The organism is Rhizobium sp. SG2393, from assembly GCF_042610495.1.
Taxonomy (GTDB): Bacteria; Pseudomonadota; Alphaproteobacteria; order Rhizobiales; family Rhizobiaceae; genus RU20A.
In genome coordinates this window covers 1,570,235-1,596,575 of record NZ_JBHGAP010000001.1, presented here as the reverse complement: position 1 = coordinate 1,596,575, position 26,341 = coordinate 1,570,235, and the positions used below count along the sequence as shown (strand labels likewise).

Annotated in this window: 27 protein-coding genes; 19 read left to right on the top strand and 8 right to left on the bottom strand. The window is 64.9% G+C overall.

Annotated features, from left to right (window positions below):
* Entirely contained in the window at window positions 1-1,893 is a 1,893-nt protein-coding gene (locus ACED18_RS07525) for a PAS domain-containing protein (protein ID WP_377290518.1), read from the bottom strand.
* 479 nt (window positions 1,894-2,372) lie between these two features.
* Between ACED18_RS07525 and ACED18_RS07520 the strand changes: the two genes are divergently transcribed.
* On the top strand, window positions 2,373-2,522 hold the full coding sequence (locus ACED18_RS07520; protein ID WP_377290516.1) for a hypothetical protein: 150 nt from the start codon (window positions 2,373-2,375) through the stop codon (window positions 2,520-2,522).
* 77 nt (window positions 2,523-2,599) lie between these two features.
* Here the strand turns inward: ACED18_RS07520 and ACED18_RS07515 are convergent, their stop codons facing one another.
* A complete protein-coding gene (locus ACED18_RS07515) occupies window positions 2,600-3,007 on the bottom strand; it encodes a YybH family protein (RefSeq protein WP_377290514.1) in 408 nt (135 codons plus the stop codon).
* Complete coding sequence (locus ACED18_RS07510; RefSeq protein WP_377291099.1) at window positions 3,004-3,654, bottom strand: TetR/AcrR family transcriptional regulator; 651 nt, start codon at window positions 3,652-3,654, stop codon at window positions 3,004-3,006. Before ACED18_RS07510 ends, ACED18_RS07515 begins: the two co-directional genes overlap by 4 nt.
* A gap of 239 nt (window positions 3,655-3,893) precedes the next feature.
* Here ACED18_RS07510 and ACED18_RS07505 point away from each other — a divergent pair, with 239 nt between their 5' ends.
* From ACED18_RS07505 to ACED18_RS07480, 6 genes are all read left to right on the top strand, one after another.
* Window positions 3,894-4,988: a PotD/PotF family extracellular solute-binding protein gene (locus tag ACED18_RS07505; RefSeq protein WP_377290512.1), complete on the top strand. Its 1,095-nt coding sequence runs from the start codon at window positions 3,894-3,896 to the stop codon at window positions 4,986-4,988.
* 237 nt (window positions 4,989-5,225) lie between these two features.
* Window positions 5,226-6,089: an ABC transporter permease gene (locus ACED18_RS07500; RefSeq protein ID WP_377290510.1), complete on the top strand. Its 864-nt coding sequence runs from the start codon at window positions 5,226-5,228 to the stop codon at window positions 6,087-6,089.
* A 4-nt stretch (window positions 6,090-6,093) separates the two neighbouring features.
* Window positions 6,094-6,885 carry an ABC transporter permease gene (locus ACED18_RS07495; RefSeq protein WP_377290508.1) on the top strand — a complete coding sequence of 264 codons (792 nt, stop codon included), beginning with the start codon at window positions 6,094-6,096 and terminating at the stop codon, window positions 6,883-6,885.
* Window positions 6,882-8,018: an ABC transporter ATP-binding protein gene (locus ACED18_RS07490; RefSeq protein ID WP_377290506.1), complete on the top strand. Its 1,137-nt coding sequence runs from the start codon at window positions 6,882-6,884 to the stop codon at window positions 8,016-8,018. The genes ACED18_RS07495 and ACED18_RS07490 overlap by 4 nt, the downstream gene beginning before the upstream one ends.
* Window positions 8,015-8,752, top strand: coding sequence for an MBL fold metallo-hydrolase (locus ACED18_RS07485; RefSeq protein WP_377290504.1), 738 nt, complete (start codon window positions 8,015-8,017; stop codon window positions 8,750-8,752). Before ACED18_RS07490 ends, ACED18_RS07485 begins: the two co-directional genes overlap by 4 nt.
* A 14-nt stretch (window positions 8,753-8,766) precedes the next feature.
* Window positions 8,767-10,200: an aldehyde dehydrogenase family protein gene (locus tag ACED18_RS07480; protein WP_377290502.1), complete on the top strand. Its 1,434-nt coding sequence runs from the start codon at window positions 8,767-8,769 to the stop codon at window positions 10,198-10,200.
* 60 nt (window positions 10,201-10,260) lie between these two features.
* On the opposite strand, the gene ACED18_RS07475 is transcribed toward ACED18_RS07480, so the two are convergent.
* Both ACED18_RS07475 and ACED18_RS07470 read right to left on the bottom strand, forming a co-directional pair.
* Complete coding sequence (locus ACED18_RS07475) at window positions 10,261-11,436, bottom strand: aminotransferase (protein ID WP_377290500.1); 1,176 nt, start codon at window positions 11,434-11,436, stop codon at window positions 10,261-10,263.
* 49 nt (window positions 11,437-11,485) lie between these two features.
* The gene (locus ACED18_RS07470) at window positions 11,486-12,556 is read right to left on the bottom strand and encodes a LysR substrate-binding domain-containing protein (RefSeq protein WP_377290498.1); all 1,071 of its coding nucleotides are present in this window, start codon (window positions 12,554-12,556) and stop codon (window positions 11,486-11,488) included.
* 238 nt (window positions 12,557-12,794) lie between these two features.
* Here ACED18_RS07470 and speB point away from each other — a divergent pair, with 238 nt between their 5' ends.
* From speB to ACED18_RS07415, 11 genes are all read left to right on the top strand, one after another.
* Window positions 12,795-13,853 (top strand): agmatinase, encoded by a 1,059-nt coding sequence (speB, locus tag ACED18_RS07465; protein WP_377290496.1) that lies wholly within the window; start codon window positions 12,795-12,797, stop codon window positions 13,851-13,853.
* Window positions 13,854-13,941: 88 nt separating this feature from the next.
* Window positions 13,942-15,030, top strand: a complete 1,089-nt coding sequence (locus ACED18_RS07460) for a PotD/PotF family extracellular solute-binding protein (RefSeq protein ID WP_377290494.1) — start codon at window positions 13,942-13,944, stop codon at window positions 15,028-15,030.
* Window positions 15,031-15,096: 66 nt separating this feature from the next.
* Window positions 15,097-15,351, top strand: coding sequence for a type II toxin-antitoxin system Phd/YefM family antitoxin (locus tag ACED18_RS07455; RefSeq protein ID WP_377290492.1), 255 nt, complete (start codon window positions 15,097-15,099; stop codon window positions 15,349-15,351).
* Window positions 15,348-15,782 carry a PIN domain-containing protein gene (locus tag ACED18_RS07450; protein WP_377290490.1) on the top strand — a complete coding sequence of 145 codons (435 nt, stop codon included), beginning with the start codon at window positions 15,348-15,350 and terminating at the stop codon, window positions 15,780-15,782. Before ACED18_RS07455 ends, ACED18_RS07450 begins: the two co-directional genes overlap by 4 nt.
* A 128-nt stretch (window positions 15,783-15,910) precedes the next feature.
* On the top strand, window positions 15,911-16,942 hold the full coding sequence (locus ACED18_RS07445; protein ID WP_377290487.1) for an ABC transporter ATP-binding protein: 1,032 nt from the start codon (window positions 15,911-15,913) through the stop codon (window positions 16,940-16,942).
* Window positions 16,939-17,790 (top strand): ABC transporter permease, encoded by an 852-nt coding sequence (locus ACED18_RS07440; RefSeq protein WP_377290485.1) that lies wholly within the window; start codon window positions 16,939-16,941, stop codon window positions 17,788-17,790. The genes ACED18_RS07445 and ACED18_RS07440 overlap by 4 nt, the downstream gene beginning before the upstream one ends.
* Complete coding sequence (locus ACED18_RS07435) at window positions 17,790-18,590, top strand: ABC transporter permease (protein WP_377290483.1); 801 nt, start codon at window positions 17,790-17,792, stop codon at window positions 18,588-18,590. Before ACED18_RS07440 ends, ACED18_RS07435 begins: the two co-directional genes overlap by 1 nt.
* A gap of 11 nt (window positions 18,591-18,601) precedes the next feature.
* Window positions 18,602-19,387 carry a carbon-nitrogen hydrolase family protein gene (locus ACED18_RS07430; RefSeq protein WP_377290481.1) on the top strand — a complete coding sequence of 262 codons (786 nt, stop codon included), beginning with the start codon at window positions 18,602-18,604 and terminating at the stop codon, window positions 19,385-19,387.
* A 68-nt stretch (window positions 19,388-19,455) separates the two neighbouring features.
* Entirely contained in the window at window positions 19,456-19,962 is a 507-nt protein-coding gene (locus ACED18_RS07425; RefSeq protein ID WP_377290479.1) for a DUF3833 family protein, read from the top strand.
* 153 nt (window positions 19,963-20,115) lie between these two features.
* Window positions 20,116-21,069 carry a ring-cleaving dioxygenase gene (locus ACED18_RS07420; RefSeq protein WP_377290477.1) on the top strand — a complete coding sequence of 318 codons (954 nt, stop codon included), beginning with the start codon at window positions 20,116-20,118 and terminating at the stop codon, window positions 21,067-21,069.
* Between the two features lie 79 nt (window positions 21,070-21,148).
* A complete protein-coding gene (locus tag ACED18_RS07415) occupies window positions 21,149-21,706 on the top strand; it encodes an NADPH-dependent FMN reductase (protein WP_377290475.1) in 558 nt (185 codons plus the stop codon).
* 252 nt (window positions 21,707-21,958) lie between these two features.
* On the opposite strand, the gene ACED18_RS07410 is transcribed toward ACED18_RS07415, so the two are convergent.
* Complete coding sequence (locus tag ACED18_RS07410) at window positions 21,959-22,438, bottom strand: Lrp/AsnC family transcriptional regulator (RefSeq protein ID WP_377290472.1); 480 nt, start codon at window positions 22,436-22,438, stop codon at window positions 21,959-21,961.
* Between the two features lie 92 nt (window positions 22,439-22,530).
* Here ACED18_RS07410 and ACED18_RS07405 point away from each other — a divergent pair, with 92 nt between their 5' ends.
* The gene (locus tag ACED18_RS07405; RefSeq protein WP_377290470.1) at window positions 22,531-23,490 is read left to right on the top strand and encodes a threonine/serine dehydratase; all 960 of its coding nucleotides are present in this window, start codon (window positions 22,531-22,533) and stop codon (window positions 23,488-23,490) included.
* Between the two features lie 70 nt (window positions 23,491-23,560).
* Here the strand turns inward: ACED18_RS07405 and ACED18_RS07400 are convergent, their stop codons facing one another.
* On the bottom strand, window positions 23,561-25,147 hold the full coding sequence (locus tag ACED18_RS07400) for a VOC family protein (protein WP_377290468.1): 1,587 nt from the start codon (window positions 25,145-25,147) through the stop codon (window positions 23,561-23,563).
* A 91-nt stretch (window positions 25,148-25,238) separates the two neighbouring features.
* A complete protein-coding gene (locus ACED18_RS07395; RefSeq protein ID WP_377290466.1) occupies window positions 25,239-26,093 on the bottom strand; it encodes an SDR family NAD(P)-dependent oxidoreductase in 855 nt (284 codons plus the stop codon).
* Between the last annotated feature and the right edge of the window lie 248 nt (window positions 26,094-26,341).

The following is a 26,341-nucleotide window of genomic DNA, read 5'->3' as shown; positions in this document are numbered from 1 at the left end:
TCAGGTTCGCAACGTGCCGCTGCGCACCAGCGACTCGACCGGCAGGCTGATGGTTGCCTTCAGTCCGTCCGGTCCCCAGTCGCGCTCGATGCGCCCGCCCAGTTGCCCCTCGACGCTGATGGCCATCAGGCGGGAGCCGAAGCCCTGCGCAGAGGGCGTTTCGGTGATGGGCGGCCCGTTTTCCTCCAGCCAGGTGACCACATAGGTGCTTCCTTCGGTGCGGGTGCGGATGTTGAGCTGCCCGGTCGAGACCGACAATGCGCCATATTTGGCGGAGTTGGTGGCGAGTTCATGGAAGAGGAGCGCCAGCGGCGTCGCGACACTGTCGCCGATTTCGATGTCGTCGCCTTCGATGAGGATACGTTCGCGGGCCTCGGAGAAGGGCGCAAGCAATTCGTCCAGCAGGCCCATCAGCGTCTTGTCGATATCGACCGGCCGGGAATCGCGGCTGTGCGGGCGCACGAAATCGTGGGCGCGGCCCATCGCGTCGAGGCGCCGGCGCAGCTGTTCGGCAAAGGGGCGGATCTCCGGCATCTGGCGGGCCTGAAGGCTGATGATGCCGTTGATCACGGAGAAGATGTTCTTGATGCGGTGTGACAGTTCGTGCGCCACGATCTCGCGTTCGGCGGCTGCCATCTTGGCGTCGTGAATGTCGGTGCAGGTGCCATACCAGCGCGTAATCCGGCCCGTGCTGTCGCGAACGGGCAGCGCCCGGCCGAGAACCCAGCGGTAGGCGCCGGAGCGATGGCGCAGGCGATATTCGATCTGGTAGGGCTCGCCGGTTTCCAGCGAGTGGCGCCAGAGCGACCAGGCGCGGTCCTGGTCTTCCTCGTGGAACATGCCGTTCCAGCCTTCGCCGTCCGTCGTACCGTCGGGCACGCCGGTGAATTCGTACCAGCGGGCATTGTAGTAATCGTGGAAGCCATCGGGCCGGGTGGACCAGACCATTTGCGGCATGGCATCGGCGAGCGTGCGGAAGGCGGTTTCCGCACGGGCATGGTCGTCAACGGCCTGGCGCTGTTTGGTGATGTCGACGGCAACGCCCGGGAAGCGGATAGCGGCGCCGGTATCGTCCAGCAGCGGTCGGCCTTCCGCCAGCAGCCAGCGATTGGTGCCATCGGCTGCGCGCACACGGTATTCCTGGGAATAGGTGGCGCCGGTTTCCATCGCCGTGGTCATCGCCGCCTTGACCCGTTCCAGATCTTCGGGGTGGATGGCATTGAGGAAACGCTCGATCGGCTGGTTCGGGTCGCCGTCATCGATGCCGAACAGGGCCGCGAAACGCTTGTCGGTCTCGACGCGGTTTTCGGGTATCAGCCAGTCCCATGTGCCGACGATGGAAGAGGAGCTCAGCGCCAGCTCCATCTGTTCGCGGCTGGCCGCGAGCGCCTGTTCGGCCTGCACGCGCTTGGTCGTTTCGCCGACGATGGCGAGGACGGCCATCACCTGGCCACGCTCATCGACGACGGGGCTGTAGTCGAGGTCGAACCAGACATCCTCCGGCACGCCGCTGCGCAGCAGCACCAGCTTCTGGTTTTCGAAGCTGACGGTCTCGAAACGGGCGATGGTCTCGATGATGCTACGGTTGAAATCCTGCACTTCCGGCCAGACGTCGAACACGGACTTGCCGAGGCAGGCCGGATGCTTGCGCCCGCAGATCGTCGCATAGCCCTCATTGTAGATCAGCAGGCCGCGTGCGCCGACAAGCAGCGTCATCGGCACGGAGGAGGCGAGGATGGTGCGGACCGTCACCGCAAGGGTCGGCGGCCAGGACGCGATGGGTCCAAGCTCGGTCGTCTCCCAGGGATGATTTGCAATGAGGCGCCGCATCTCGCCATTGCCCAGGTTTCCAGAGATTGGCGTCGTCAGGGCGGGAAACAGCGGATCGTTCATGCACACTCTCTTGGCACGGTCTCTTGGCGGGCTTGCTGGCGGCATGCTCCCTCGGCGAGGCTTCCGGGAAAAGGTCGTCTGGCCGACGACCCGGCGGCTGGATCACGGCAGCACGCCCCGCTTGAGATCCCTTCCGTCCCGATCACCGGTCGTGGCCCATGGAGCAAAACACACACGCTCGCATGACGATATAGGCAAGCGCCGCATAAAGTCAGGGCTTGTCTCCTCAAATTTTCGTCGGTCCGAAGCTGCCTTCCGCCCTATTCGTTAAAGGTGCCTCTCAGGCCGAGTGGCAGGGTCTGCGCCCGCCTGTCGCGAGACCGTGATGGCGGCGGCCAGGAACAAAGGGTCGAGCACGGATTTTTTACGGATAGCGCGTCACGCGCAAAATAATCTCTATCAATCGGGTCGAGATTGGGCGATAAGGATTATGACAATTCCAAGGCAGTCTTTTGGCTGTCAGATTGGCAGGAGGTTCCATGCAGGTTCATCGTCAGGCTTTGTCGGTTTCCTATACGAATTGCGCCGCCCTGACCGGGCGTAAGGCGCCGAAGATCGCGATCGTTCCGGTCGTTGTCTGCCTTGCCGCTTTCACCTTTGTCTCCGCCATCGTGTTCGGCGTTCTCTGAGACTTCGCTCTTGCTAAAACGAAAAGGCCGCTCCGGTTTCCGGGCGGCCTTTTTCATGCGCCGCGGTTCGGGTTGGCTCAACCCGCGGAGAGATGTTCGTGGATGGCGAGCCAGCCGCCTGCATCGGTGCGCCGGAAAACGATCGTCTCGCGTTCCTGGCTGGTCAGGCGCTCGCCCCCCATTTCCAGATCCGTTTCCACCCGGTGGACGAAGATGCCGGTGTCGCCGACGATGCGGGCCAGCCGGTCGGTTGAGCGGCAGGCATGCACGCGAAATCCGTCGTCTTCCTCCCAGCGCTGCCACTGCTGCTGATAGGCAGCACGCGAGGCAAGCGGTTCTTCCAGCGTGTAGAAAAGGAATGTCGCCTCCGGCGCGAAGCCTGCGAAATAGGTGTCGCGGTCATGGCGCCCGAAGGCCGTCACGATGGCATCCGCTGCCGCCATGAGGCCGTTCATATCGGCATGCTGTTGCGTCGTATCCGTCATGCACTCGTCCTTCCGGTGGAAAACGGACCCGGGCTGCCCGGGTCGGCGGTGACGAGCGCTGCAAGCGGCGCATTCTGCCGCGCGACGGCAGCCTTCAGGGCGCCGATCGTCATCTCCTCGTCCTTCACGAATTCGATGAACATCATGTTGAGATTGTTGAAGACCATCTGGCCGAGCGCGGCCGCGTCGAGCCCCATGCGGATCGTTCCGCGCCCCTGCAGATGCTCCATGAGAGAGGAGACCTGATCACAGAGGCGTCCGTCGAGTTCGGTATAGCGGCGGGAGAAGGGGCTTTCCGGCTGCTGGATCGAGATGGCCATGGCGGTGCGCCACATGGCCTTGCTGAGATAGACGAGCGAGTGGTCGTAGTAGCAGCTGACCAGCGCATGGATGGATTCGGCAACCGAGGGCGGGGGATTGTCCACGACGGAACGGCCGGCATCCAGCACCTCCTCCACTTCCATGGAGACGGTCGCCACGAGGATGTCACCCTTGTTGGCGTAGTAATTGTAGAAGGTGCCGACGGAGACTTCGGCGCGCAGCGCGATGTCCTCGATGCGGGCCGCATCATAGCCCACCTCGCGAAAAAGCGCCGTGGCCGCCTCGAGAATGCGCCGGTTGCGATCGGCCTTCTGGCGGGCACGCAGCCCGGTTGGCCGGCGGGCTGGTGTGTAGGGGCCTACGGATTGCGGGCCGGTCGGTAAGGGGCCTGTCACGGGTGTCGTTCCAAATATTGAATGTCTTCAGAATTCATGTTGACTTAAAAATTGAACTCATTCAATCTTTTTTCGAAGGCGCCGGAACGAGCGTCGCATGAATGATCGAGAAGGCGATGCCGTGACCTGACGGGAGGTCGGTGTCGCCTTGGCCAACCAGAGGGCAAGAGATGTCGAAGACCACCACCGGCGCAATCCTGCGTCCGCTTCTTTCCACCGCTGCTGCCGTTTCCATTACCATGTCCTCGCTCGCAATCGCGCCGGCCCCGGCCTTCGCGACGGAAGAGCTGAACGCACTGGTATGGTGCGACCACACCGACCCCGCGCTGATCGAGCCCTTCGAAAAGGCCAATGACGTCAAGGTCAACCTGAAGGACTATGAGGGCACCGGCACGGCGCTGTCCCTCATCGAGCAATCGCAGCCGGGCGACTGGGATGTGCTTGTCATCGACGGCGTCGATGTGCATCGCGCCGTCGACATGAACCTGCTTGCCGAGCTTCCGGCCGATGCGCTGCCGACCGCGGATATCTTCCCGGAAGTGCGCATGGAAGCCAACAACATGAAGGACGGCAAGACCTATGCCGTCACGGAGAAGTTCGGCTACAACACGATTTCCTACGACAAGACCAAGGTGGATCCGAAGGACATGCAGGACATGTCCGTTCTGTGGTCCGACAAATACAAGGGCCGCATCGCGCTCTACGATTACTACCTGCCGATCATCGGCCTCGTCGGCCTCGGTCTCGGCAAGAAGACGGCCGATCTTTCGGATGCCGACTTGCCGGCGATTGCCGAAAAGCTGAAGCAGATGAAGGCGGTTTCCAAGCAGGTGAGCGACGTCGTCTCCTCGCAGACGGCGCTGGCGACCGGCGAGGTCGATATCCTCGTCGGCGGCGGCGAGTGGATCACGGGCGTGCTCTCGGGCGAAAAGCCCAATCTGGACTGGACGATCCCGGAGCAGGGTGCCGTTCGCTGGGCGCAGTCGATCGGCGTGATGAAGGACAGCAAGAAGCAGGATCTGGCGCTGAAATTCGTCCAGTACATCCTCAGCCCCGAAGGCCAGGCGCGGCTTGCGACGTCCTCCTGCTATTGGGCGATGCCGGCCAACAGCAAGGCCGGAGAGCACCTGACGGATGCGCAGAAGGCGGCGCTGCGCTGGGACCAGCAACCGGAATACCTCAAGAAGACGCAGCTCTATCCGATCCCCAGCTCCGAACTCGACAAGAAGTTCCAGGATGCGTGGACGGAGATGCTGCAGCAGTAAGGCCAGCATGGCAGGTCGTGGCGGCAGATCCCTCATCCGGCTGCCGCCACCTTCTCCCCGTGGGGAGAAGAGACCCTTTGTGGCCGCTGGCCGCCTCATGATCGGAACCGTTCGCTGAAGCCTCTCGGCATGGCTTTTCTCCTCTCGGGGAGAAGGGGCCTGCAGGGCGGATCAGGGGGCGCTCCGCGCCAGGATCGCAGCTTTCCGACTTACCCCATCCACAGGACACGCGCCCAGATGACACCGCAATCCGTTGATCGGGCCGAGCAGCGCAAGGGTCTCGCGCTCGTCGCACCCGCGCTTCTCTTCACGCTCGCCTTTTTCGTCCTGCCCTTTCTCTTCATGGCAGCCATGAGCCTGTGGACTCGGGACGGGCGGGAGATCGTGCGGTCCTGGACGCTCGACAACTACATCCGTTTCTTTTCCGAAAGCGCGATGTTCCAGGGGCTCGTCAATTCACTGGAGATTACGCTGACCGTGACGGTCATCTCCGTCGTGCTCGCCTATCCCCTGGCCTGGATCATCGCTGAAAAGGTGCCGCAGCGGTTCCAGCGGGTGGCGCTGTTGCTCGCCATCCTGCCGTTCTGGACCTCCTATGTCGTGCGCTCCTACTCCTGGCTGCTGGTGATCTCGAAGGGTGGCGTGATCAATCAGGCGCTGATGGGGATCGGGCTGATTTCCGAGCCGCTGGAGATCTCCGCGACGCGCAGCGCCACCGTCATCGGCTTCGTACACTTCTTCGTCATGCTCCTGACGCTGACGATCTATTCGAACCTCATCCAGCTTTCGCCCAACTACCGCAAGGCTGCGGCCGATCTCGGGGCGAACGGGTTCCAGACCTTCCTCCATGTCATCCTGCCGCTGACGCTTCCGGGCATCATGACGGGTGCGTTCCTTACCTTCGTGCTGTGCATCGGCGACTATGTGACGCCGCAGATCCTCGGCGGCAACAACGAGCTGGTGCTGCCGCAGATCATCATGCTGCAACTGGGGCGGCGGGCCGACCTGCCGATGGCGGCGGCGCTCTCCATCGTGCTGATGGTGGCGGTGACGATCGCCTACATTGCCTGCGCCCGCTGGCTGAAGATCGAGAGGGCTTGATGTCATGATGCGGCTTCGCCTCTCCACGCTTCTGTCGGGTGCCTATCTCATCCTTGCCTACGGCTTCATCTTTCTGCCGGTGGCGGTGCTGGTGCTGTTTTCCTTCCAGGACGGGCGCTTGCCGGTGCCGCCGTTCAACGGCTTCTCGCTGCAATGGTACGAGGCGGTCTTTGCCGACCGCAAGCTGACGACGGCCCTTCTCAATTCGCTCGTCGTCGCCCTCCTGTCGTCGGCGGTGTCCTGCCTGCTCGGTTTCTTTGCCGCCTATGCGCTGGCGAGGGTAAAGCTGCCGGCGACCGCGCTGCAGCGCGGCCTGCTGATCGCGCCGATGACGGTCAGCTACCTCATCATTGCGCTCGGGCTTCTGGCGCTGGTCAATACGCTCGGAATCGGCCTGTCGCTCTGGACGGTCGGCATCGGCCATGTCGTGATCAACCTGCCGCTCTGCTTCTCCATCATCTATGCCTCGATGGGCGATCACCACATCAACATCGAGCGGGCCGCACGCGACCTCGGGGCTTCCGACCTCAAGGTCATGGCGCTCGTGACCGCGCCGATGCTGTTGCCGTCGATTGCCGCCGCCTTCTTCCTTTCCGTCACCTTCTCCTGGGATGAATTCATCATCGCCTTCCTCCTGTCGCGCTTCGATGTGACGCTGCCGGTGGAAATCTGGAGCATGCTGCGCTCGGGGCTCAACCCGAAGACAAATGCGGTCGGCTCGCTCGTCTTCCTCGTTTCCGTCGCCGTGCTCGTCGTGCTCGAACTGACGCTCCTTCGAAAGTCGCCCCGCCCATGACCTCCGCCGTCTCCATCGAAAACGTATCCCGACAGTTTGCCGATTTCACCGCACTTGGCGGTGTCTCGCTCGATATCGCCGCCGGCGAGTTCATTGTGCTTTTGGGGCCCTCAGGCTGCGGCAAGACCACGCTGCTCTCCATTCTCGGCGGCTTTCTGGCGCCGAGCGGCGGACGCGTTCTGGTCGACGGCAAGGACATGACGCATGTGGCGCCGGCCAGGCGCCCGACGACGACCATCTTCCAGGACTACGCGCTCTTTCCGCACATGACGCTCGCCGACAATGTCGGCTTTGGCCTGCGCATGCGCGGCATGGGCAAGACGGCGCGGCGGGAAAAGGCGCTCTCCTTCCTCGATCTCGTCGGTCTGCGCGCCTCGGCCGGCAAGAAGCCGCATGCGCTTTCCGGCGGTCAGCGGCAGCGCGTCGCGCTCGCCCGCGCGCTTGCCGTCGATCCGGAGGTGCTTCTGCTCGATGAGCCGCTCGGCGCGCTCGATCTCAAGCTGCGCCGGCAGATGCAGGATGAGCTGAAGGCGATCCAGAAGCGGATCGGCACGACCTTCGTGCATGTGACCCACGACCAGGAAGAGGCGATGGCGATCGCCGACCGGATCGTCGTCATGAACCGCGGGAAGATCGAGGATGTCGGTGCGCCGGAGGCGGTCTACATGCGGCCCCGCTCACTGTTTTCGGCGGGTTTCATGGGAGAGGTGAACATGATCCCCGGCCGCGTGCTTGAAAGTGCCGCGGGGCACGCGCGCGCGGAGACGGCGCTGGGGATCGTGTCCCTGCCGCAATCGGCGTTCACGGCCGGGCCGGTTTTACCCGGCCATCCCGTCACGCTCTGTGTCCGGCCAGAGCAGTTCCGGGCCGGTGAGATGCGGGGCGGGGAACCGGGCGAGGGCGTGCGCCTGTCGCTCGGCAGCGGCGTCATCACCGACGCGGCCTTCTTCGGCACGCATCACCGGGTGCATCTGAGCCCGGCGGCAAGCCCCGGTCTCAGCCTTGTCGCGCACCTGCCGCAATCGTCCCGGCCTGTGGTCGGAGACAGACTGGCCCTTGCCACGGAGGCCACGGGTGTGGTTGCCTTGCCCGGTCATCCTCCGGGAACGGCTGAAACAGGCAAAACGGCATGAAGAAGCGCATCGCAGCGGCAGACTGGTACCGGGTGACGCGTCTTTCCGACGATGTCTCGCTGATCGCCGAGCCTTACATCCAGGAATTCTACCGCTGCAATGTCTGGCACGTGCGCGGGCGGGACGGCGACATGCTGGTCGACAGCGGCATGGGCGTGGTTTCCCTGCGCGAATGGGTGCCGCTCGTGACGGAACGGCCGCTGACGGCGGTGGCGAGCCACACGCATTTCGATCATATCGGCTGCCACCACGAGTTCGAATGCCGGGCGGTGCATGCGGCGGAGGCCGATCTTCTGGCGCATCCGACGCGCGAAAACACGCTTGCCGACCCCTATGTCACCGACGACATCTTCGATGCGCTGCCGCCGGAGCCCTATTGCTCCAGGTGTTACGCCGTCAAGGCAGCCCCCGCGACGCGCATTCTGGAGGATGGCGACATCATCGATCTCGGCGACCGGACCTTCGAGGTGATCCACACGCCCGGACATTCGCCGGGCGGTATCGCGCTTTACGAGAAGGCCACGCAAATCCTGTTTTCAGGCGATATCGTCTATGACGGTCCGCTGATCGAGGACACCTATCACGCCAATGCGGAAGACTATTCGCGTTCGATGGAGCGGCTGCTGAGCCTGCCGGTGCGGCTGGTGCATGGCGGGCATTTCCCGAGCTTCGACGGCGCGCGATACCAGCAACTCATCCGCGCCTGGCTGGACGACAAACATGAGAACGCATGACGGGAGACGAAATCATGCTCGACAAACGCAAGTTCTACATTGACGGCCAGTGGGTAGACCCGCTCGCGCCGCACGATCTCGAGGTCATCAACCCCGCCACCGAAGAGGCGATCGCCGTCATTTCGCTTGGCACCGAGGCCGATATCGAGCGTGCCGTGGCGGCCGCCAAGCGGGCGTTCCAGAGCTACAGCCTGACCTCGGTCGAAGAGCGGCTGGCGCTGCTTGAAAAGCTGCTCGCGATCTACGAGCGTCGCTACGAGGAAATGGCCCGGACCATCACGCTCGAACTCGGCGCACCCGCCACGATGAGCCGCGAGCAGCAGGCCGATGTCGGCGTCGGCCACCTCAAGGGCTTCATCGACGCTCTGAAAAACCTGCACATGCGCGAAAAGCTGCCGAATGGCGACACGCTGCTGCGCGAGCCGATCGGCGTCTGCGGCCTCATCACGCCGTGGAACTGGCCGATCAACCAGATCGCGCTCAAGGTCGTGCCGGCCCTGGCGACCGGCTGCACCTGCGTGCTGAAGCCGTCGGAGTTCACGCCGCTCAACGCCATGCTCTATGCCGAGATGGTGCATGAGGCGGGCTTCCCGGCCGGCACGTTCAACCTCGTCAACGGGGAGGGGGCGGCCTGCGGTGCGGCCCTGTCGCGCCATCCCGATATCGAGATGATGTCGTTTACCGGCTCCACCCGCGCCGGCAAGGCAGTGACCCGGGACGCGGCCGAAAACATCAAGCGCGTGACGCTGGAACTCGGCGGCAAGTCGCCCAACATCGTGTTCGCCGATGCCGACCTCGAAGACCGCATTCCGGCCAGTGTCGCCGAGATCTTCAACAATTCCGGCCAGTCCTGCGATGCGCCGACCCGCATGCTGGTCGAGCGCTCGGTCTACGACAAGGTCGTTGCGCTGGCGGAAGAGGCCGGCAAGGCGGCTCGCGTCGGCGATCCGACGGAGGAAGGCGACCATATCGGACCGCTCGTCAGCGACATCCAGTTCGGCCGCGTGCAGGCGCTCATCGAGGCCGGCATTGCCGAGGGTGCGCGCGTGCTCGTCGGCGGGGCGGGCAAGCCGGAAGGTTTCGAGAAGGGCTATTTCGTCAAGCCGACGATCTTCGCCGATGTCACCAACGACATGAAGATCGCCCGCGAGGAAGTGTTCGGCCCGGTGCTCGTCCTCATTCCCTTCGACACGGAGGAGGAAGCGATCGCGGTTGCCAACGACACGCCCTATGGCTTGGCGGCTTACGTGCAGAGCGGCGATCTCGAGCGCGCCCAGCGCGTCGCGGCCCGACTGCGTGCCGGCATGGTTCACATCAATGGCGGTCCGCACCGCTACGGCAGCCCCTTCGGCGGCTACAAGCAATCCGGCAACGGCCGCGAGGGCGGTCGCTTCGGGCTGGAGGATTTCCTCGAGGTGAAGACCGTTCACCTGCCGGATGTGGCGTGACGTTCGAGCCTGCTTCGCCCCGCGCTGCTCTGTAGCGCGGGGTTTTTTCTCGTGCCGCCGTCAGATGCCCGGCAGCACGAAGGTCCGCAGCCGCTCGCGCAACTGGTCGATGACCTCGACGCCGGCATTGGCGAAGGCGAAGCGGAGATAGGCGTCCTGGCCGGCGCCAAAGAAATCGCCGGGCAGGCAGATGATGCCGGCGAGCTTGGCGAGCTTCTCAGCCACGAAGGCGCTGTCGATATCCGCGTAGGGGTGGCGGATATAGGCGAAATAGGCGCCGATCGCCTGGATCGACCAGTCCGGCACATCAGCCATCACTACCTTCAGCGCATCGGCGCGCCGGACGATCTCGGCGCGGTTGTCGGCGCGCCAGTCATCGAGGGCCGGCAGGGCCTTTTCCAGCGCGATCTGGCCGGCGCGGGGCGCGCAGATCTGGACATTGTCCATGACCTTGGCGATCTCGGCGACGGCGGCCGGGCTTGCCGTGATTGCGCCAAGGCGATGGCCGGGCACGCAAAAGGACTTGGAGAAGGAATAGAGCCCGATCAGCGTGTCCTGCCAGCCGTCCCGCGAGAACAGCGCGTGCGGGGCTTCGCCGCCCGGCAGGAAGTCGCGATAGGTCTCGTCCAGCACCAGCCAGGTGCCGTTCGCCTTGCAGAGCGAGAAGATGTCTTCGAGCAGGTCCGGCGGATAGATAGCGCCGGTCGGATTGTTGGGCGTCACCAGCGCCAACGCCCGCACCTTCGGCGTCAGCGCCTCCTTCAGCGCACCGAGATCCGGCAGGAAGCCGGTGGTCTGGTCGCAGGGCACGAGATCCACGTCGATGCCGAGCATGGTCAGCGTCGTCTCGTGGTTGAAATAGAAGGGATTGGTCACCAGCACCGTGTCGCCGGCGCCGGCCAGCGCCATCATGGTGACGATGAAGGCCTGGTTGCAGCCGGCGGTGATGTGGATGTTGCCGGCCGTGACATCCGCGCCGTAGAGGGCGGCGACATGGGTCGCATAGGCGGCACGAAGCCCCGCTTCGCCTTCGATCGGCCCGTAGCCGGACGACGCGGTCGAGGCGGCGGCCTCGCCGAGCCACCGCAGCATGTCGGGGTGGGCGGGATAGCCGGGCACGGCCTGCGAAAAATCGATCAGCGGCCCCTGGCTGCCGTCATAATCCTTCGCCCAGGCGAAAACGGAGGGGATCGGCGGCGGGGCGAGCGCTGCGACGCGGGGATTGAAGCGGGGCATTGTCGGAGTTCCGTGGTTGGACGTCATCGTCATCGTCATTGTGTCTTGATCATCGGGTCTTGCGCGTATTCGCCTTTGCCGGAAGCGGCGCGGGCTCCGTCCCGGATCGTCGTCTGGATATGGGGTGTTTCTGTCGTTTGTCCGTGCCGTCAGCGGGGGCTGCACCATGTCCGCTGCTCATTTTTCCGTGACGGGTGCGCAGGACGGCGCGGCCGGAGGATTGCGGTTCCGGCAGAGGATCGGCTTCCAGTGCTGCGAACACCCAGTCGATGAAGACCCTGACGATGGGTGCCGCGCGGTTTTCCGGCCGGCAGGCGACGTAGAAGGCATCGTTGGCGGGCACCGAGAGATCGAAGGGGGCGATGAGTTCGCCCTGAGCGATCAGGCTGCCGGCGGTGATGGTGTCGCCGAGCGCCACGCCCTGGCCGTGCAGGGCCGCTTCGGTCGACAGGCGCGCGTCGCTCATGAAATGCTGGCGGCCGCGTACCACGTCGGCAGCGTCGGCCGCAGCCAGCCAGGTGTTCCACTCGCGCCCGTCATCGCCATGCAGCAGCGTGTGATCGCCGAGATCCTTCACCGAGCGCAGCGGGCGGCTGGCAATGAGCGCCGGGCTGACGACGGGGAAGAGCGACAGGCGGCTCCAGAGCCGTGTCCAGACATCCCCCCAGGTGCCATCCCCGTAGAGCAATGAAAGGTCCACCAGCGGGTTGAAGACATTGGCCGGATCGTTGGAGGCCGTCAGGGTCAGGCGGACATCCGGATACTGCTCTGTGAAGAGATGCAGGCGCGGGATGAGCCAGAAAGACAGCAGTGCCGGCACGCAGGTGATCGACAGCGTGCCGCTGGTCGCGGGTCGTGTCATCGCGGCCGTGGCGGCGGCGATCTCGTCAAAGGCGCGGGTAACGGCCGGCAGCAGCAGCGCGCCCTGCGGCGTCAGCTTCAGCCGCTTGCTGCCGCGCTCGAAGAGCGGCGTGTTGACCGACAGTTCGAGCGCCCGGATCTGGTGGCTGATCGCCCCGTGAGTGACGTTGAGCTCCCGCGCCGCCGCAGAAACGGAGCCGCGCCGGGCCGTCGCCTCGAAGGCACGCAACGGATTGAGGGGCGGAAGGCGGGCGGCCACGGATGGATGCTCCGGTGTTTCATCATGTGAGCTTTTCTCAACTGTGACGCTATAACAATGTCAATTGATTTTCAAAGGCGTTTCGGCTCTATTTTGATCAACGATCAAAAAAGACCGAAGGGGAACACAAGGGAGATGCGGGGGACCGGCCGAGGCCGTGCCTGCGCGTGCTCCCCGGTGCGCATCTTTTGCGATGTGCGCGTGCCACCTCTTCGCTCCGGAAGAAGGGCGAACGACCATGGCCATCGACGAGACGAAATTGCAGGAGCTGCGCCAGAAATACGGCGAGGCGCATGGGGGCGAGATGTTCGATCCCACCTTCCGCAAGGTCGCCGACAAGATCTTCTCGAAGAACGGTACGCGTCTTGCGCCCTATTCCGGTGTTCCCACGCTTTTGGCGGCGCCGCACATGCCGATCAATGCCGGCGATCCCGATTTCGGCAACCTGCAGGTCGCGCTGCTTGGCGTGCCCATGGACCTTGGCGTGACGAACCGCCCGGGCGCGCGCTTCGGGCCGCGCGCCATGCGCTCCATCGAACGCATCGGCCCCTATAACCATGTGCTCGGCTGCGCACCCATCCATGACCTGCGCGTGGCCGATATCGGCGACGTGCCGTTCCGCAGCCGCTATCGGCTGGAAATGTGCCACGAGGACATCGAGGCGCATGTGGCGAAGATCGTTGCAGCCGGCGTCATCCCGCTGTCGGTGGGCGGCGACCACTCCATCACGCATCCGATCATGCGCGCGGTCGGCAAGGATCGCCCGGTCGGCATGATCCACATCGATGCCCATTGCGACACGGGCGGGGCCTACGATCTCACCAAGTTCCACCATGGCGGGCCGTTCCGCAATGCGGTGCTGGACGGCGTGCTCGACCCGACCCGCACCATCCAGATCGGCATCCGCGGCTCCTCGGAATATTTGTGGGAATTCTCCTACGAGTCCGGCATGACCGTGATCCACGCGGAAGAGGTGACCGGCATGGGTATCCCGGCCATCATCGAGAAGGCCAAGGCAATCGTCGGCGACGGCCCGACCTATCTCTCCTTCGACATCGATAGCCTCGACCCCTCCTTCGCGCCGGGCACCGGCACGCCTGAAATCGGCGGGCTGACGACGCGGGAAGTGCTGGAGCTGGTCCGCGGGCTGAAAGGGCTGAACCTTGTTGGCGGGGACGTCGTGGAGGTCGCGCCGCAGTATGATTCGACAACCAACACAGCCCATGCCGGCGCGCAGGTGCTGTTCGAGATCCTGAGCCTGATGACGTTCAGCCCGGCCGTGACCGGCAAGGCGTGACCGTCACCGGCATCAGCCATTTGCATGCCAAACAAGGGAACGGACCCGGTACGCCGAATGCGGTGGCCGGCCAAAACAGGAGAAGACGATGAAAGACAGTCTCAAGACATCCGTCAGCCGCCGCGCCGTGCTTGGTGCGGGCCTTGCCGGCGCCTCCATGCTTGCGATGCCCTCCGTGCTGCGGGCGCAGGACAAGTCGCTGAAGGTCGGCGTCTACGGCGGCTACTTCAAGAACAGCTTCGACAAGCATATTTTCCCCGACTTCACCAAGGCGACCGGCATTGCCGTTGAAAGCGTCGCCGAGCCGACGGGTGAAGCCTGGCTGGTGCAGCTGGAGCAGGCCGCAAAGGCCGGACAGGCGCCGGCCGACGTCTCGATGATCTCGCAGGTCGCCATGATCAAGGGACAGTCCACGGAGCTCTGGGCGCCGCTCGATGCGGCAAAGCTCAAGAACATGGGCAACCTCAAGGACAATTTCATCAACAAATATGCCGATGGCCGCATCGCCGGCATCGGTGCCGTGTCGTGGTACATCACGCTCGTCACCAACACCGACACGTACAAGGAAGCGCCGACCAGCTGGGCGGCACTCTGGGATCCGGCGAACGCCGACAAGCTCGGCCTGATGTCGCTCGTCTCCAACTCCTTCCTGCTGGAAGTCACCGCCAAGACCTTCATGGGCGGCACCAATGCGCTCGACACGGAAGAGGGCCTGCTGAAGGCTTTCGAAAAGCTCGCGGAAGTGAAGCCGAACGTGCGCCTATGGTATCGCGACGAAGCGCAGTTCGAGCAGGCGCTGAAGTCTGGCGAAATCCCGATGGGCCAGTATTACCACGACGTGACGGGTCTTGCGGCGGCCGACGGCAATCCGGTGCGTTCCACCTTCCCGAAGGAGGGCGGCATTCTCGACAGCGGCAGCTGGGCTGTCTCGCGCGCGTCGAAGAAGAGCGAAGAAGCACACGTCTTCATCGACTACATGTCGCAGCCGGCCATCCAGGCGACCCTGTCGCGCAAGGTCGGCACCTCGCCGACGGTCAAGCGCGACCTGCTCGACCTCAAGCCGGAGGAATTCGCTGCCGTTTCCTCCGATATCGAGCCGATCATCCCGCGCTACGACCTGCAGACCTCCAAGGCTGACTGGCTGAACCAGAAGTGGACGGAGCTGATCGTCGGTTGAACCGGACTGCTGGACGTGGCGGTCCTTCGGTGGCAATGTAGTCACGCGTAACCATAAGAGGTCGCCATGTCCAAGGTCAGCTTGCGGGATGCGAAGGCGGGGCTTTCGAGCCTCGTCGATGCCGCCGTCAAGGGCGAGATTACCACGATCACCCGTCACGGAAAGCCGGTCGCCGCCATCGTGCCCATCGAAGCGGTGGAGCAGGTGTTGACGGCGGGGCGCAAGGCGCAGACAAGCCTCACCGGCTTTCTGCGCAGCTTTCCGGCGGATGATCTTGAGATCGAGCGCAACGCGTCGCCCGGCCGGGACGTTGCGTTTTGACGGGGTATCTCCTCGATACGAACTGCCTGTCGCTGTTCTTCAACAACCGCGCCAGCGCCGCCTTCGATGAATGGGTCGAGAGACAGCATGCGGATGGTCGGATCTTCGTTTCCGTCATCTCGCTGCAGGAAATCGAGAAGGGCGGCGTCAAGCTCGGCGCGACGAAGGGCGGCAGCCAGACCAAGGCGCTCGACATCGGGCGCTGGGTGCGCGAACTCTCCGTCCGCTTCGCTGGTCGGGTGCTGCCGGTGGATATGACGGTGGCGCTGGTGGCGGGGCGGATCGAGGGCGCGGCCGTCGCCCGTGGGCATACGCCTTCGCTGGCCGACGTGTTGATCGGGGCGACGGCGGAGGCCTTCGATCTCACGGTCGTCACGCTCAATCTCAGGGACTTCAAAGCCCTCGGGGTGCGGTGCGAGGCGCCTCTATAACATCATCGGGACCTGCTGCGTCAGCATGTTCGGTCCTTGAAAGCATGCATTCCACGTCGCGCGACTTGCTGCCCGCGTCTCTGCCGGGCTCGTTGCGAGACCGTCTTTCCTCCTGTCGAGAGCGTTCCATGTCAGGTCTTGTCCTCCAGAATGTCGTCAAGGAATTTGGACCGTTCACGGCCGTCAAGGGCGTGGACCTCGAGGTGCCGAACGGCACCTTCGTCTGCCTGCTCGGGCCATCCGGTTGCGGCAAGACCACGCTGCTGCGGATGATCGCCGGGCTCGACCTGCCGACCCGCGGGGCGATCCGGCTGGGCGGGGAGGACATCACGGCGGTGCCGACCCACAAGCGCAAGCTCGGCATGGTGTTCCAGTCGCTGGCGCTGTTCCCGCATCTGACGGTCGGTGAAAACATCGCCTATCCCTTGCGCATCCGCGGCATCGACAAGGCGACGCAGGCGCGCCGGGTCGAGGAGCTCCTGGCGATGATCCACCTCAAGGGCTATGCGGACCGGCCGGTCTCCAAGCTTTCCGGCGGCCAGCGGCAGCGCGTGGCGATTGCGCGCGCGCTCGCCATCTCGCCGAAACTCTTCCTGCTCGACGAGCCGCTCTCGGCGCTCGATGCCAAGCTGCGCGAGGCCATGCAGGTGGAACTGCGCCAGTTGCAGCAGAGCCTCGGCATCACCACCATCGTCGTCACCCATGACCAGCGCGAGGCCATGACCATGGCCGATACCGTCGTCGTCATGCAGGCGGGGGAAATCCGGCAGGCGGCTTCGCCGATCGAGATCTACCGCCGCCCGGCCGACAGTTTCGTGGCCGACTTCATCGGCCAGACCAACCTGATCGAGGCGGAGACCACGGCCGGTAGCGCCACAGTTCTCGGCGTCGCTGTGCCCGGGCTTTCGCTGCCGGCGGCCGGCAAGGCGCTGCTCTCGGTCCGGCCGGAGGATGTGCACCTGACGGCGCCGGGCGGATCGGCTATCCCCGCCACCGTCACCTTCGTGCGCGATCTCGGCGGCACGATCGAGACCTTCCTCGATGCCGGCGGCCGGCAGGTCGTTGCCGTCTCCACCCCGCGCGAGCGGCCGGAGGTTTCGGTCGGGCAGGCGGTCGGCATTGCGCTCAAGGCCGAAGACTGCGTGGTGCTGAAGTCATGAGACGCGAAGCTCCCCGCCATCCGCTCGACTATCTGCCCATCGCCTTTCCCGGCCTGATGCTGATCGTCTTCTTCGTCATTCCCTTCGGCACGATGATTGCCGTCTCCTTCTTCCGGCGCGATCCGGCCGGCTTCTATGCGCCGGATTTCGTCTTCGACAATTACGCCCGTTTCCTCAGCCTGTTTTTCGCCAATGTGCTGGGCTTTTCGCTGTTCCTGGCGATTGCGGTCGCCATCGTCTGCGTGGCGCTGGCGCTGCCCTTCACGCACATGCTGGCGCGCCTGCCGCGTCGGGCGCAGGTTGTCTGGCTGGTGGCGCTGCTGTCGGTCCTGTCGCTGTCGGAGGTCATCATCGGCTTTGCCTGGTCGACGCTTTTCTCGCGCACGGCCGGCATCACCAATCTCTTCGTCTGGCTCGGCATCATGGAACAGGCGCAGGCGCTGACGCCCTCCTTCGGGGCGGTGCTGACGGGCATGGTCTACCAGGCGTTTCCCTATACGGTGCTGGTGCTCTATCCCGCCATCGTCCGGCTCGATCCGACGCTGACGGAGGCGGCGCGCACGCTCGGTGCCTCACCGCTGAAGGCCTTCTTCACGGTCGTCGTGCCGGCGCTGCGCAACACGCTGGTCGCAACCCTCGTCATGGTCTTCATCTTCGCGCTCGGCTCCTACCTTTTGCCACAACTGCTCGGGCGTCCGCAGCACTGGACACTGTCGGTGCTGATCACCGACCAGGCGATCTATCAATCCAACATGCCCTTTGCCGCCGCCATGGCCGTCTTCCTCGTGCTTGTCACGCTGGGGCTGGTGGCCGTGACGGTGCTTCTGGGCCGGAAGGGAGAGGCGTGATGGACAGCGTTTTCCGCAAACTCTTTTTCGGCGCCATCGGGCTTTTCCTGGCGCTTCCGATCATCGTGGTCGCCGGCGTTTCGGTGAACCAGAAGCAGTCGCTGACCTTCCCGCCGCAGGGTTTTTCGCTCGGCTGGTATGGCCAGATCTTCACGGATCCGGAATGGCGCAATGCGCTGATCGCCTCGCTGACGCTGGCCGTCACGTCGGCGGCGGTGGCGGTTGCCATCGCGCTGCCGCTCGCCTGGTTCCTGTGGCGGCGCATCGCGCCGTGGGCCAACATCTTCCAACTGCTGGGGGTTGCACCCTTCACGCTGCCGCCCGTCATCACTGCGCTCGGGCTTCTGACCTTCTGGGCGACGGCCGGCTTCTACGGCCAGCCGTGGACGGCGGCGGTCAGCCACGGCATCTTCTTCGTGACGCTGCCGCTCGTGACGCTGTCGCTCGGCTTTTCCTCGATCGACCGTTCGCTGGTGGAAGCGGCCGCGACCATGGGGGCCGATGACCGGACGATCTTCCGCACGGTGATCCTGCCGCTCATCCTGCCCTATGTCGTGTCGGGCTATGCCTTTGCCTTCGTGCTGTCGCTCAACGAATATATCGTTGCCTACATGACGGTCGGCTTCACCATGGAGACGCTGCCGATCAAGATCTTCAACGCGCTGCGCTACGGGTACACCCCGACCATGGCCTCGGTCACGATTCTCTTCGTGGCGACGGCGGCAGTCGTCTTCGGGCTCATCGCCCGCTTCGGCGACCTGCCGAAGCTGCTGGGCGCGATGTCAGGCGATGACAAGTAAGGAGTGAGACCATGGCACGCATTGCGGCCTTGCAGATGAAGGTGGCCTGCGGCGATGTCGCGGCCAATCTGGCGCGGATCGCGACGGCGGCGGAGGAAGCGAAGGCCGCCGGCGCCGACCTCCTCATCCTGCCGGAACTGGCCCTGACCGGCTACGGCGCCGATGCCGCGCTTGCCGGCATGGCCGAGCCGGTGGACGGGCCGCAGGTGATGCGGCTGCGGGCGATTTCGCGAGAGACGGGCGTCGCGATCATCGCCGGTTTCGTGGAGCTTGATGGCGGGACCGTCTACAACAGCGCGGTTTATCTCGATGGTGACGGGCCGGCGACGGTCTATCGCAAGTCGCATCTCTACGGCGACTACGAGCGCGGCCATTTCACGCCCGGCCAGCCGGCCGCGACCGTCTTCTCCCACCGCGGCCTCTCCTGCGGCATGCTGATCTGCTACGACGTAGAGTTTCCGGAGAATGTGCGGCGGCTGGCCGATGCCGGCGTCGATGCCGTGCTGGTGCCGACTGCGCTGCCGGCGGGCTGGTCGGGGAATGTGATCACCGATGTGATGATTGCGACGCGCGCCTTCGAAAACCAGGTGCTGGTCGCCTATGTGAACCATTGCGGGGCCGACCCGCTCTTCACCTTTGCCGGCCAGTCGCGCATCGCGGCACCCGATGGCACGATCCTCGCCAAGGGGCCGGCGTCGGGCGAGTGCCTGATGGTGTTCGACTATGATCCGGCCGACTATGCCGTGTCCAGGGCGGAGAATACCTATCTCAAGGATCTGGTGCGCCTGCCTGCCTGAGGGGGCGCATGAAACCGGCGGCGGTGTTTTTCCGTATGAGGCTCAAACAGCCAAACGGGAGACCGCCCATGTTTCGCACACTTTCCGCCTCGCTCCTTCTTGCCGCCGGCATCCTTTCCGCCAGTGCTCCGGCGCAGGCCGCCGATACGCTGATGGAAACCTTCTTCCGCGGCAAGACGACCGCGACCGGATCGTTTTCCGCCATCAACGGCGTTCGACGCCAGTTTGATGTGAAGCTGACCGGCACCGTGCGCGGCGATATGCTGACGCTGCGCGAAGACTTCGTCTACAAGGACGGCGAGCGCGACACGAAGACCTGGCGCTTCAAGCGGACCGGTCCCACCACCTATGTCGGTACCCGGGAGGATGTGATCGGCGAGACCGTGCTGACGGTTTCCGGCAACACCGCCACCTTCACCTATCTCGTCGATCTCGATTCGGGCCCGGGCGAAAACATCGTCCGTTTCCACGACCGGATGACCCTGTCCAAGGATGGCAAGACGATGGAGAACACGGCGACCGTCACGAAGTACGGTTTCCCGGTCGCGATCGTCGCGGTCCATTTCCGTCGCTGATCACGGATTTGTCGTTCACGAATAGTGAACACTACGTGCTTGTCGGCCATCTTTATCAAACGCTCGGAACGTCCGATATTCCACCCATCGAACGAACCAAGTGCCCGAGAGGATGCCGGAAAGCCCGGCATCCGGGCCGAGGAGGATCTGTCCATGACCCTGCAACTGACCGGCATTCACCACCTGACCGCCGTCACCGGCAATGCGCCCGGCAATCTTGATTTCTACACCAACGTGCTCGGCCTGCGCCTCGTCAAGAAGACGGTGAACCAGGACGACACGACGGCCTATCACCTGTTCTATGCCGACGGTCTCGCATCGCCGGGCTCTGACATCACCTTCTTCGACTGGCCGGTTGCGCCGGAAAAGCGTGGCACGCATTCCATCGTACGCACCGGCCTGCGCGTTGCCGGGGCGGAGGCGCTCGCCTACTGGAAGGCCCGCTTTGCCGAGCTCGGCATCAAGGCCGGCGAGATCGCCGAGATCGATGGCCGCGCCTCGCTCGATTTCGAGGATCGCGAGGGCCAGCGCCTGCGGCTCGTGGATGACGGTGGCAAGACGCCCGGCCATCCCTGGGAAAAGAGCCCGGTGCCGGCCGAATTCCAGATCAAGGGTCTCGGCCCGATCGTCATGAGCGTGCCCGATATCACCAACACGGAGATCGTGCTCACCCAGTTGATGAACATGGAGAAGGTGCGCGCCTATGCCTCGCCTGATGGCGTGGGCGAGGTCCATGTCTTCTCCATGGGCGAGGGCGGGCCGGCTGCGGAATTGCATGTGGCGGTCCAGCCGAGCCTTGCGCCGGCGCGCCAGGGTGCCGGCTCCGTCCACCATGTCGCCTTCCGCGTGCCCGACAATGCCGCGCTCACCCAGTGGGCCAACCGGCTGAACGGCATGCGGGTGCCCTCCAGCGGCGAGGTCGAGCGCTACTATTTCCGCTCGCTCTATTTCCGCGAGCCGAACGGCGTGCTCTTCGAGATCGCCACCGACACGCCCGGTTTCGACGTGGACGAGCCGATGGAAACGCTGGGCGAAAGCCTGTCGCTGCCGCCCTTCCTCGAGCCCAAGCGCGCCCAGATCGAGGCCCGCCTGAAGCCGCTGACGTAAGCCAATGACGACGACGCCCCTTGAGATGTTCTCCGGGGGCGTCATCTTATGGGCCAACGACATCCATCAGGAGCTATAGATGACCCGCCTCGTCGGCCTTTCCGGCAGCCTTCGCCGCAATTCGTTCAACCGGTCGCTTCTGAAGGAAGCCGTGCGCCTTGCGCCCGACGGCGTCGAGATCGAGCCGCACGGCATCGAGGGCGTGCCGCTCTACAATGCCGATGTGGAGAAGGAAGAGGGCGTGCCGGAAGCCGTGGCGCGACTTCGCTCCGCCATCACCTCGGCCGACGGGCTCATCCTCTTCACGCCCGAATACAACAATTCGCTGCCGGGCGTCTTCAAGAACGCCATCGACTGGATCACCTCGAGCGGGTCCGACGGCGGCAAGGTGCTGTCGGGGAAGCCCGTGGCGCTCGCCGGCACGACGCCGGGCGGCTTCGGCACCATCCTCTCGCAGAATGCCTGGCTGCCGGTGCTTCACACGCTCGGCGCCGACATCTTTTCCGGCAAGCGGCTGATGCTGGCCCATGCCGGCAAGCTGTTCGACGCGGACGGGCACATTGCGGATGGAGAAAACCGCGACAAGGTGGTGCAGTTCCTGAAGGCATTCGGGGAGTATGTGAGCGCCAGGGTGTGACGGCGCCACGCTCTATTCCAGCCGTCCCCCCTCGGGCTTGACCCGAGGACCCACGCGGCCATCCGCGTGCTTGGCTGTGGATCCTCGGCTCGAGGCCGAGGATGACGGAGTGTGGAGTGGCCCGTCTTGCCCAAACGCGAGGCGGCAGACGGTTTGCGGTAGCGTGAAGAACTTCTCTGATCGGCTCGTCACCGACCTCTGCGTCGTCGTCCTCTGGCTCGACCCGAGGACCCATGCGGCCTGCGGCGCCGTTCACGCCTGCTGATCCCCACCCTCATCCAGAAACACCGTCAGCCCATGCTTCACGGTCTTCAGGGTGATGAGGCTTTTGTATTTGCGCACGAGCCCCTGCTGGTCGTCCATCATGCGGCTGATGAAGGCGTTGTACTCGTCGAGGTCGCGGACGGTGACGATGAGTACGAAGTCCATGTCGCCCGTCACGTAGAAGCAGGATTGCACCTCCGGCGCCTTCGCGATCCAGCGCTGGAACTGCTCGATGCTGTGCCGGTGCTCGTTCTGGATTTCGAGCTCAACGAGAATGGTCAGCGCCCGGCCGGCGGCCCTGGGATCGACGATGGCGACAACGCGGTCGATGATGCCGTCGCGTTTCAGGCGCGCGATGCGGCGCTCGACGGCGCTGGGGGAGAGGCAGACCTGTTCGGCGAGTGCCTTGGCGGGGCGGTCGGCATTCTCCTGCAAGAGCTCCAGCAATGCGTGATCGATTGCGTCCATGCGGCGCCTCTCCGTATCATCACGCGGAATTCCAGCGTCTATGGTCGTACAGACGCGGTTTTGCCGCCGGTCGAATGCGTATCATCCCGGCCATGACCCATCAAGCACCCCCATCCCCCGCCCGTATCCGCGACGCCCGCGCCGCCATCGATCCGGTGTTCCTGAACGCGCCGCTTCTCGAAAGCCACAGTCTCGGCCTTGCGGCCTTCGTCAAGGACGAGACGGACAATCCGATCCGCAGCTTCAAGGGCCGCGGTACCGGGTGGTATGTCGCCTCGGGTGCCGGCGGGCCGGGGCCGCTCGTCACGGCATCGGCGGGAAATTTCGGGCAGGGGCTGGCCTATGCCGCCACGCGTGCCGGCCGGGCGGTGACTGTGTTTGCCAGCGTCTCCGCAAACCCCGTCAAGATTGCTGCCATGCGGGGCTTCGGGGCGGATGTCGTTCTGGAGGGTGAGGATTTCGATGCCGCGAAGGCTGCGGCGCGGGCCTATGCCGCGGGCCACGGGCTGACCTTTGTGGAGGATGGCGCGAGCGCGGCCATTGCCGAAGGGGCGGGGACGATGGCGGCTGAGCTGACGGAAGCTGCCGGCGATCTCGATGCTGTCTTCGTGCCGCTTGGCAACGGTGCACTGGCGGCCGGCATCGGCTGCTGGTTCCGGCATGCCTCGCCCCGGACGCGGGTGATTGCGGTGGCGGCACGAGGCGCGCCCTGCATGGCGCTGTCCTTTGCCGCGAAAGCGCCGGTCTCGACGCCGGAGGCGCTGACCATCGCCGACGGGATCGCCGTGCGCGAGCCGGTGCCGGAGGCGGTCGCGTGGCTTGCCGATACGGTGGACGAGGTGATGCTGATCGACGACGACGCGATCATCGAGGCGATGCGCTTTGCCCATGCGGCCTTCCACCGGCTGGTGGAGCCGGCGGGGGCAGCGGGGCTGGCCGGGCTGATGGCGCGGCGCGGCGATTTTCGCGGGCGCCGCGTCGCCACCATGCTGTGCGGGGCCAACCTCACCGAGGATCAGCGCCGCCGGTGGCTGCCGGAGAGCTTTCGCTAGAGCCCGTCCAGCAAAAGTGCGTCAGCGGTTTTGCGTCCGGACTGCGTCAGAACAAGCGCTCCAGATCCCGTCAGACAGCCGTGATGACGTCGCGGGCGAGGCGTACGTCTTCCATCGTCAGCTCGTGGCCGGCGGAGAGAAGACGGTTGTCGACCGTTGCGCCGGCCTTCGCCAGAGCCGCTTCCAGCGATGCGGCGTAGCGGCCGTAGGGATCGTGCTGGCCGGTGGTCATCAGTACGCTCGTGCCGGCGAGGTTGGCGGCGGGGATCGCCTCCAGCACGTTCATGGCGCGGATGAGCACGGCGTGCCGGATGAGGCCGGGATGCGCCAGCATGACCGCGCCCAGAATGTTGGCGCCGTTCGAATAGCCGAGAAAGACCGTACGGGCCAGATCGAGGCCGTAGGCATCGCGCGCTCCCTCGATGAAGGCGGCCAGCGCCGCGCTTTCGCCGATAATGTCCTTCTGGTCGAAGGTGGTCGCGGTCAGGCGGCGGAAGAAGCGGGGGAAGCCTTCGTCCAGACTGCGTCCGCGCAGCGACACCATCAGCGCCTGCGGATCGAGCTCGCGGCCGAGCGGCAGCAGGCTGGTCTCGTTGCCGCCGGTGCCGTGCAGCAGCACCAGCGTGCGGCCATTGGCGTTTTCGGGTTCCACGATGCGGTGGATGAAGGGGAGTTCTCTTTCGGTCATGCGGGGTTCTCCGGGGAGGGCGAATTGCGGCAGGGAGGCGCGAACCGTCTCTGCCTGGCCCTCGAAGTGGGGTGGAATGAACAGGATTTCGCCGAGCCGATCGGCCGGCTCGTCGATCGCCATGCCCGGTGCATCGGTGGCGAGCTCGAAGAGCGTGCCCTGGGGTTCGCGGACATAGAGCGAGTGGAAGTATTTGCGGTCATGGGCGTTCGTCGCGCCCGCATCCGCAGCCTTGAGGCTGGCCTCCACGGTGGCGAGTTCACCCGTCGTGGCGGCCCTCAGCGCAATGTGGTCGATGGTGCCGGTGCCGGGGGCCGAGGTCCAGAAGCCGCCGGCATCGCGCACGTCGACTGCGTCGCCATCACGGCCGGTGAGCCGCGTGGTCGTACCCTCGCGCGCGCTTTCGGCAAGCCCGAAATGGCGGGTCAGGAAGGCGGCCGTCGCCTCCGGATTTTCGGAGAGCACGGTGGCGGCGCGAAGGCCGAGGATCGCGTCTTCGTCGGCGATGTCGCGAACGGGCGAGGCGAGCGGCGTGCGGGCGAGCGCCGCCGTGCCGACCAGCTTGACGATCACGCCGTCGGGATCCTTCAGCCGTAGCACGGGCTCGCCGAATTCCTGCGCGGGACCGCTGACGGAGACCTGGAAACGCAGCGCACGGGTCAGCCAGAAGCCGATCGCCTCGGGGCGGATGGAAAGTGCGATTTCCAGGGGCTGGCCGTGGCCGACGCGGCCCGGCGCGCCATCCTGCCAGACGAGGAAGGAGACGAGCGAACCGGGGCGTCCTTCGGCGTCGCCGTAAAACACGTGCAACTGTTCAGCATCCTCGAAGCCGGCGGTGCGCTTGACGAGCCGAAGGCCGAGGAAGCCGGCATAGAAATCAACGTTCGGCTGCACCTTGCGGGTGATCAGCGTGACGTGGTGCAGGCCGGCGCTTTTGAAGGCGGGGGCGGTGTCGATGGCGGAAGACATGGTGGTCTCTCCTTTCTGCCGCCACCAGACATCATTGCGATTGTTCACGATAGACCGTGCATGGTCGATGCACTGTCAACAGAACGCGACCTTATCGGGCCGTCTTCTCCACATGCGCCTTGAACCTGTCGGCGTAATCCGGATGCCAGCGCGACAGGGGCGGACGGTTTTCGACGATGTCGCCGGCGGCCCAGAGGATGCGCTTTTCGTCGAGCGCGCGGGGCACGTCGTTGTCCGGGCAGAGAATGTAGAAATCGCCGCGCTCGAGGCTTTCCAGCATGAAATCGACGGTCTGGTCTGCGGTCCAGGCTGCGGCCGGCTTTTCCGTGCGCCCACCGGCGGCGAGCGGGGTGAAGACGAAGCCCGGAATGAGGAGGTGGGCGGTGACGGTGCGCGGATCCCGGTTGCGCAGCTCGTGTTCAAGCGCCTCCGTGAAAGCCTTCAGGCCGGCCTTCGAGACATTGTAGGCGGGGTCGCCGGGCGGCGTGGTGATGCCCTGCTTCGAGCCGGTGTTGATGATCATGGCCGGCTCGCCGTGCTCGATCATGCCAGGGCCGAAGACGCGGGTGCCGTTGACGACGCCGAAGAGATTGACGGCGAGCACCTGCTCCCATTCGTCCTGCGGGCCGAAGATGCTGCTGCCCGGCTGCACGCCGGCATTGTTCATGAGAAGGTGGACGGGCCCGAGCTGGCCGCGCACCTCGCCGGAGAGCGTTTCCAGTGCCGCAAGGCTCGCCACATCGCAGGCAAGATCGAGGATGGTGCCGCCCTTGGCGATCTCCACCAGTTCGCGGGTTGCGGCATCCAGCCGCTCGCCGGGCCGGTCCACCGCCACGACATTCATGCCGGCGCTGGCGAAGCGACGGGCGGCGGCAAGGCCAATGCCGGAGGCGGCGCCGGTGACGACGGCAGTCTTGCCGGGGGCGATGACGGTTTTGGCGGACATGGGGCGGACCTTTCGAAGCAGTGTCGGGTGAGGCGCAACATAGGGCGGCGAGGGCTGCAGGCCAATGGCGGCAAGGCGAAAGCCCTGGTCTGCGCCCACGCACAGTCCTTTCGTGAAAAAAGCGTCTTTCTCCCTGAACTTAGCGATGTGGATGCAAGCTCTCTTGCACTGCGGCAGGCGCGCGATAAGTTCGTTGCGGGGTCACAAGACAGGACGGACGTGCCGCATGGCATCAGGCAATGGGAAGA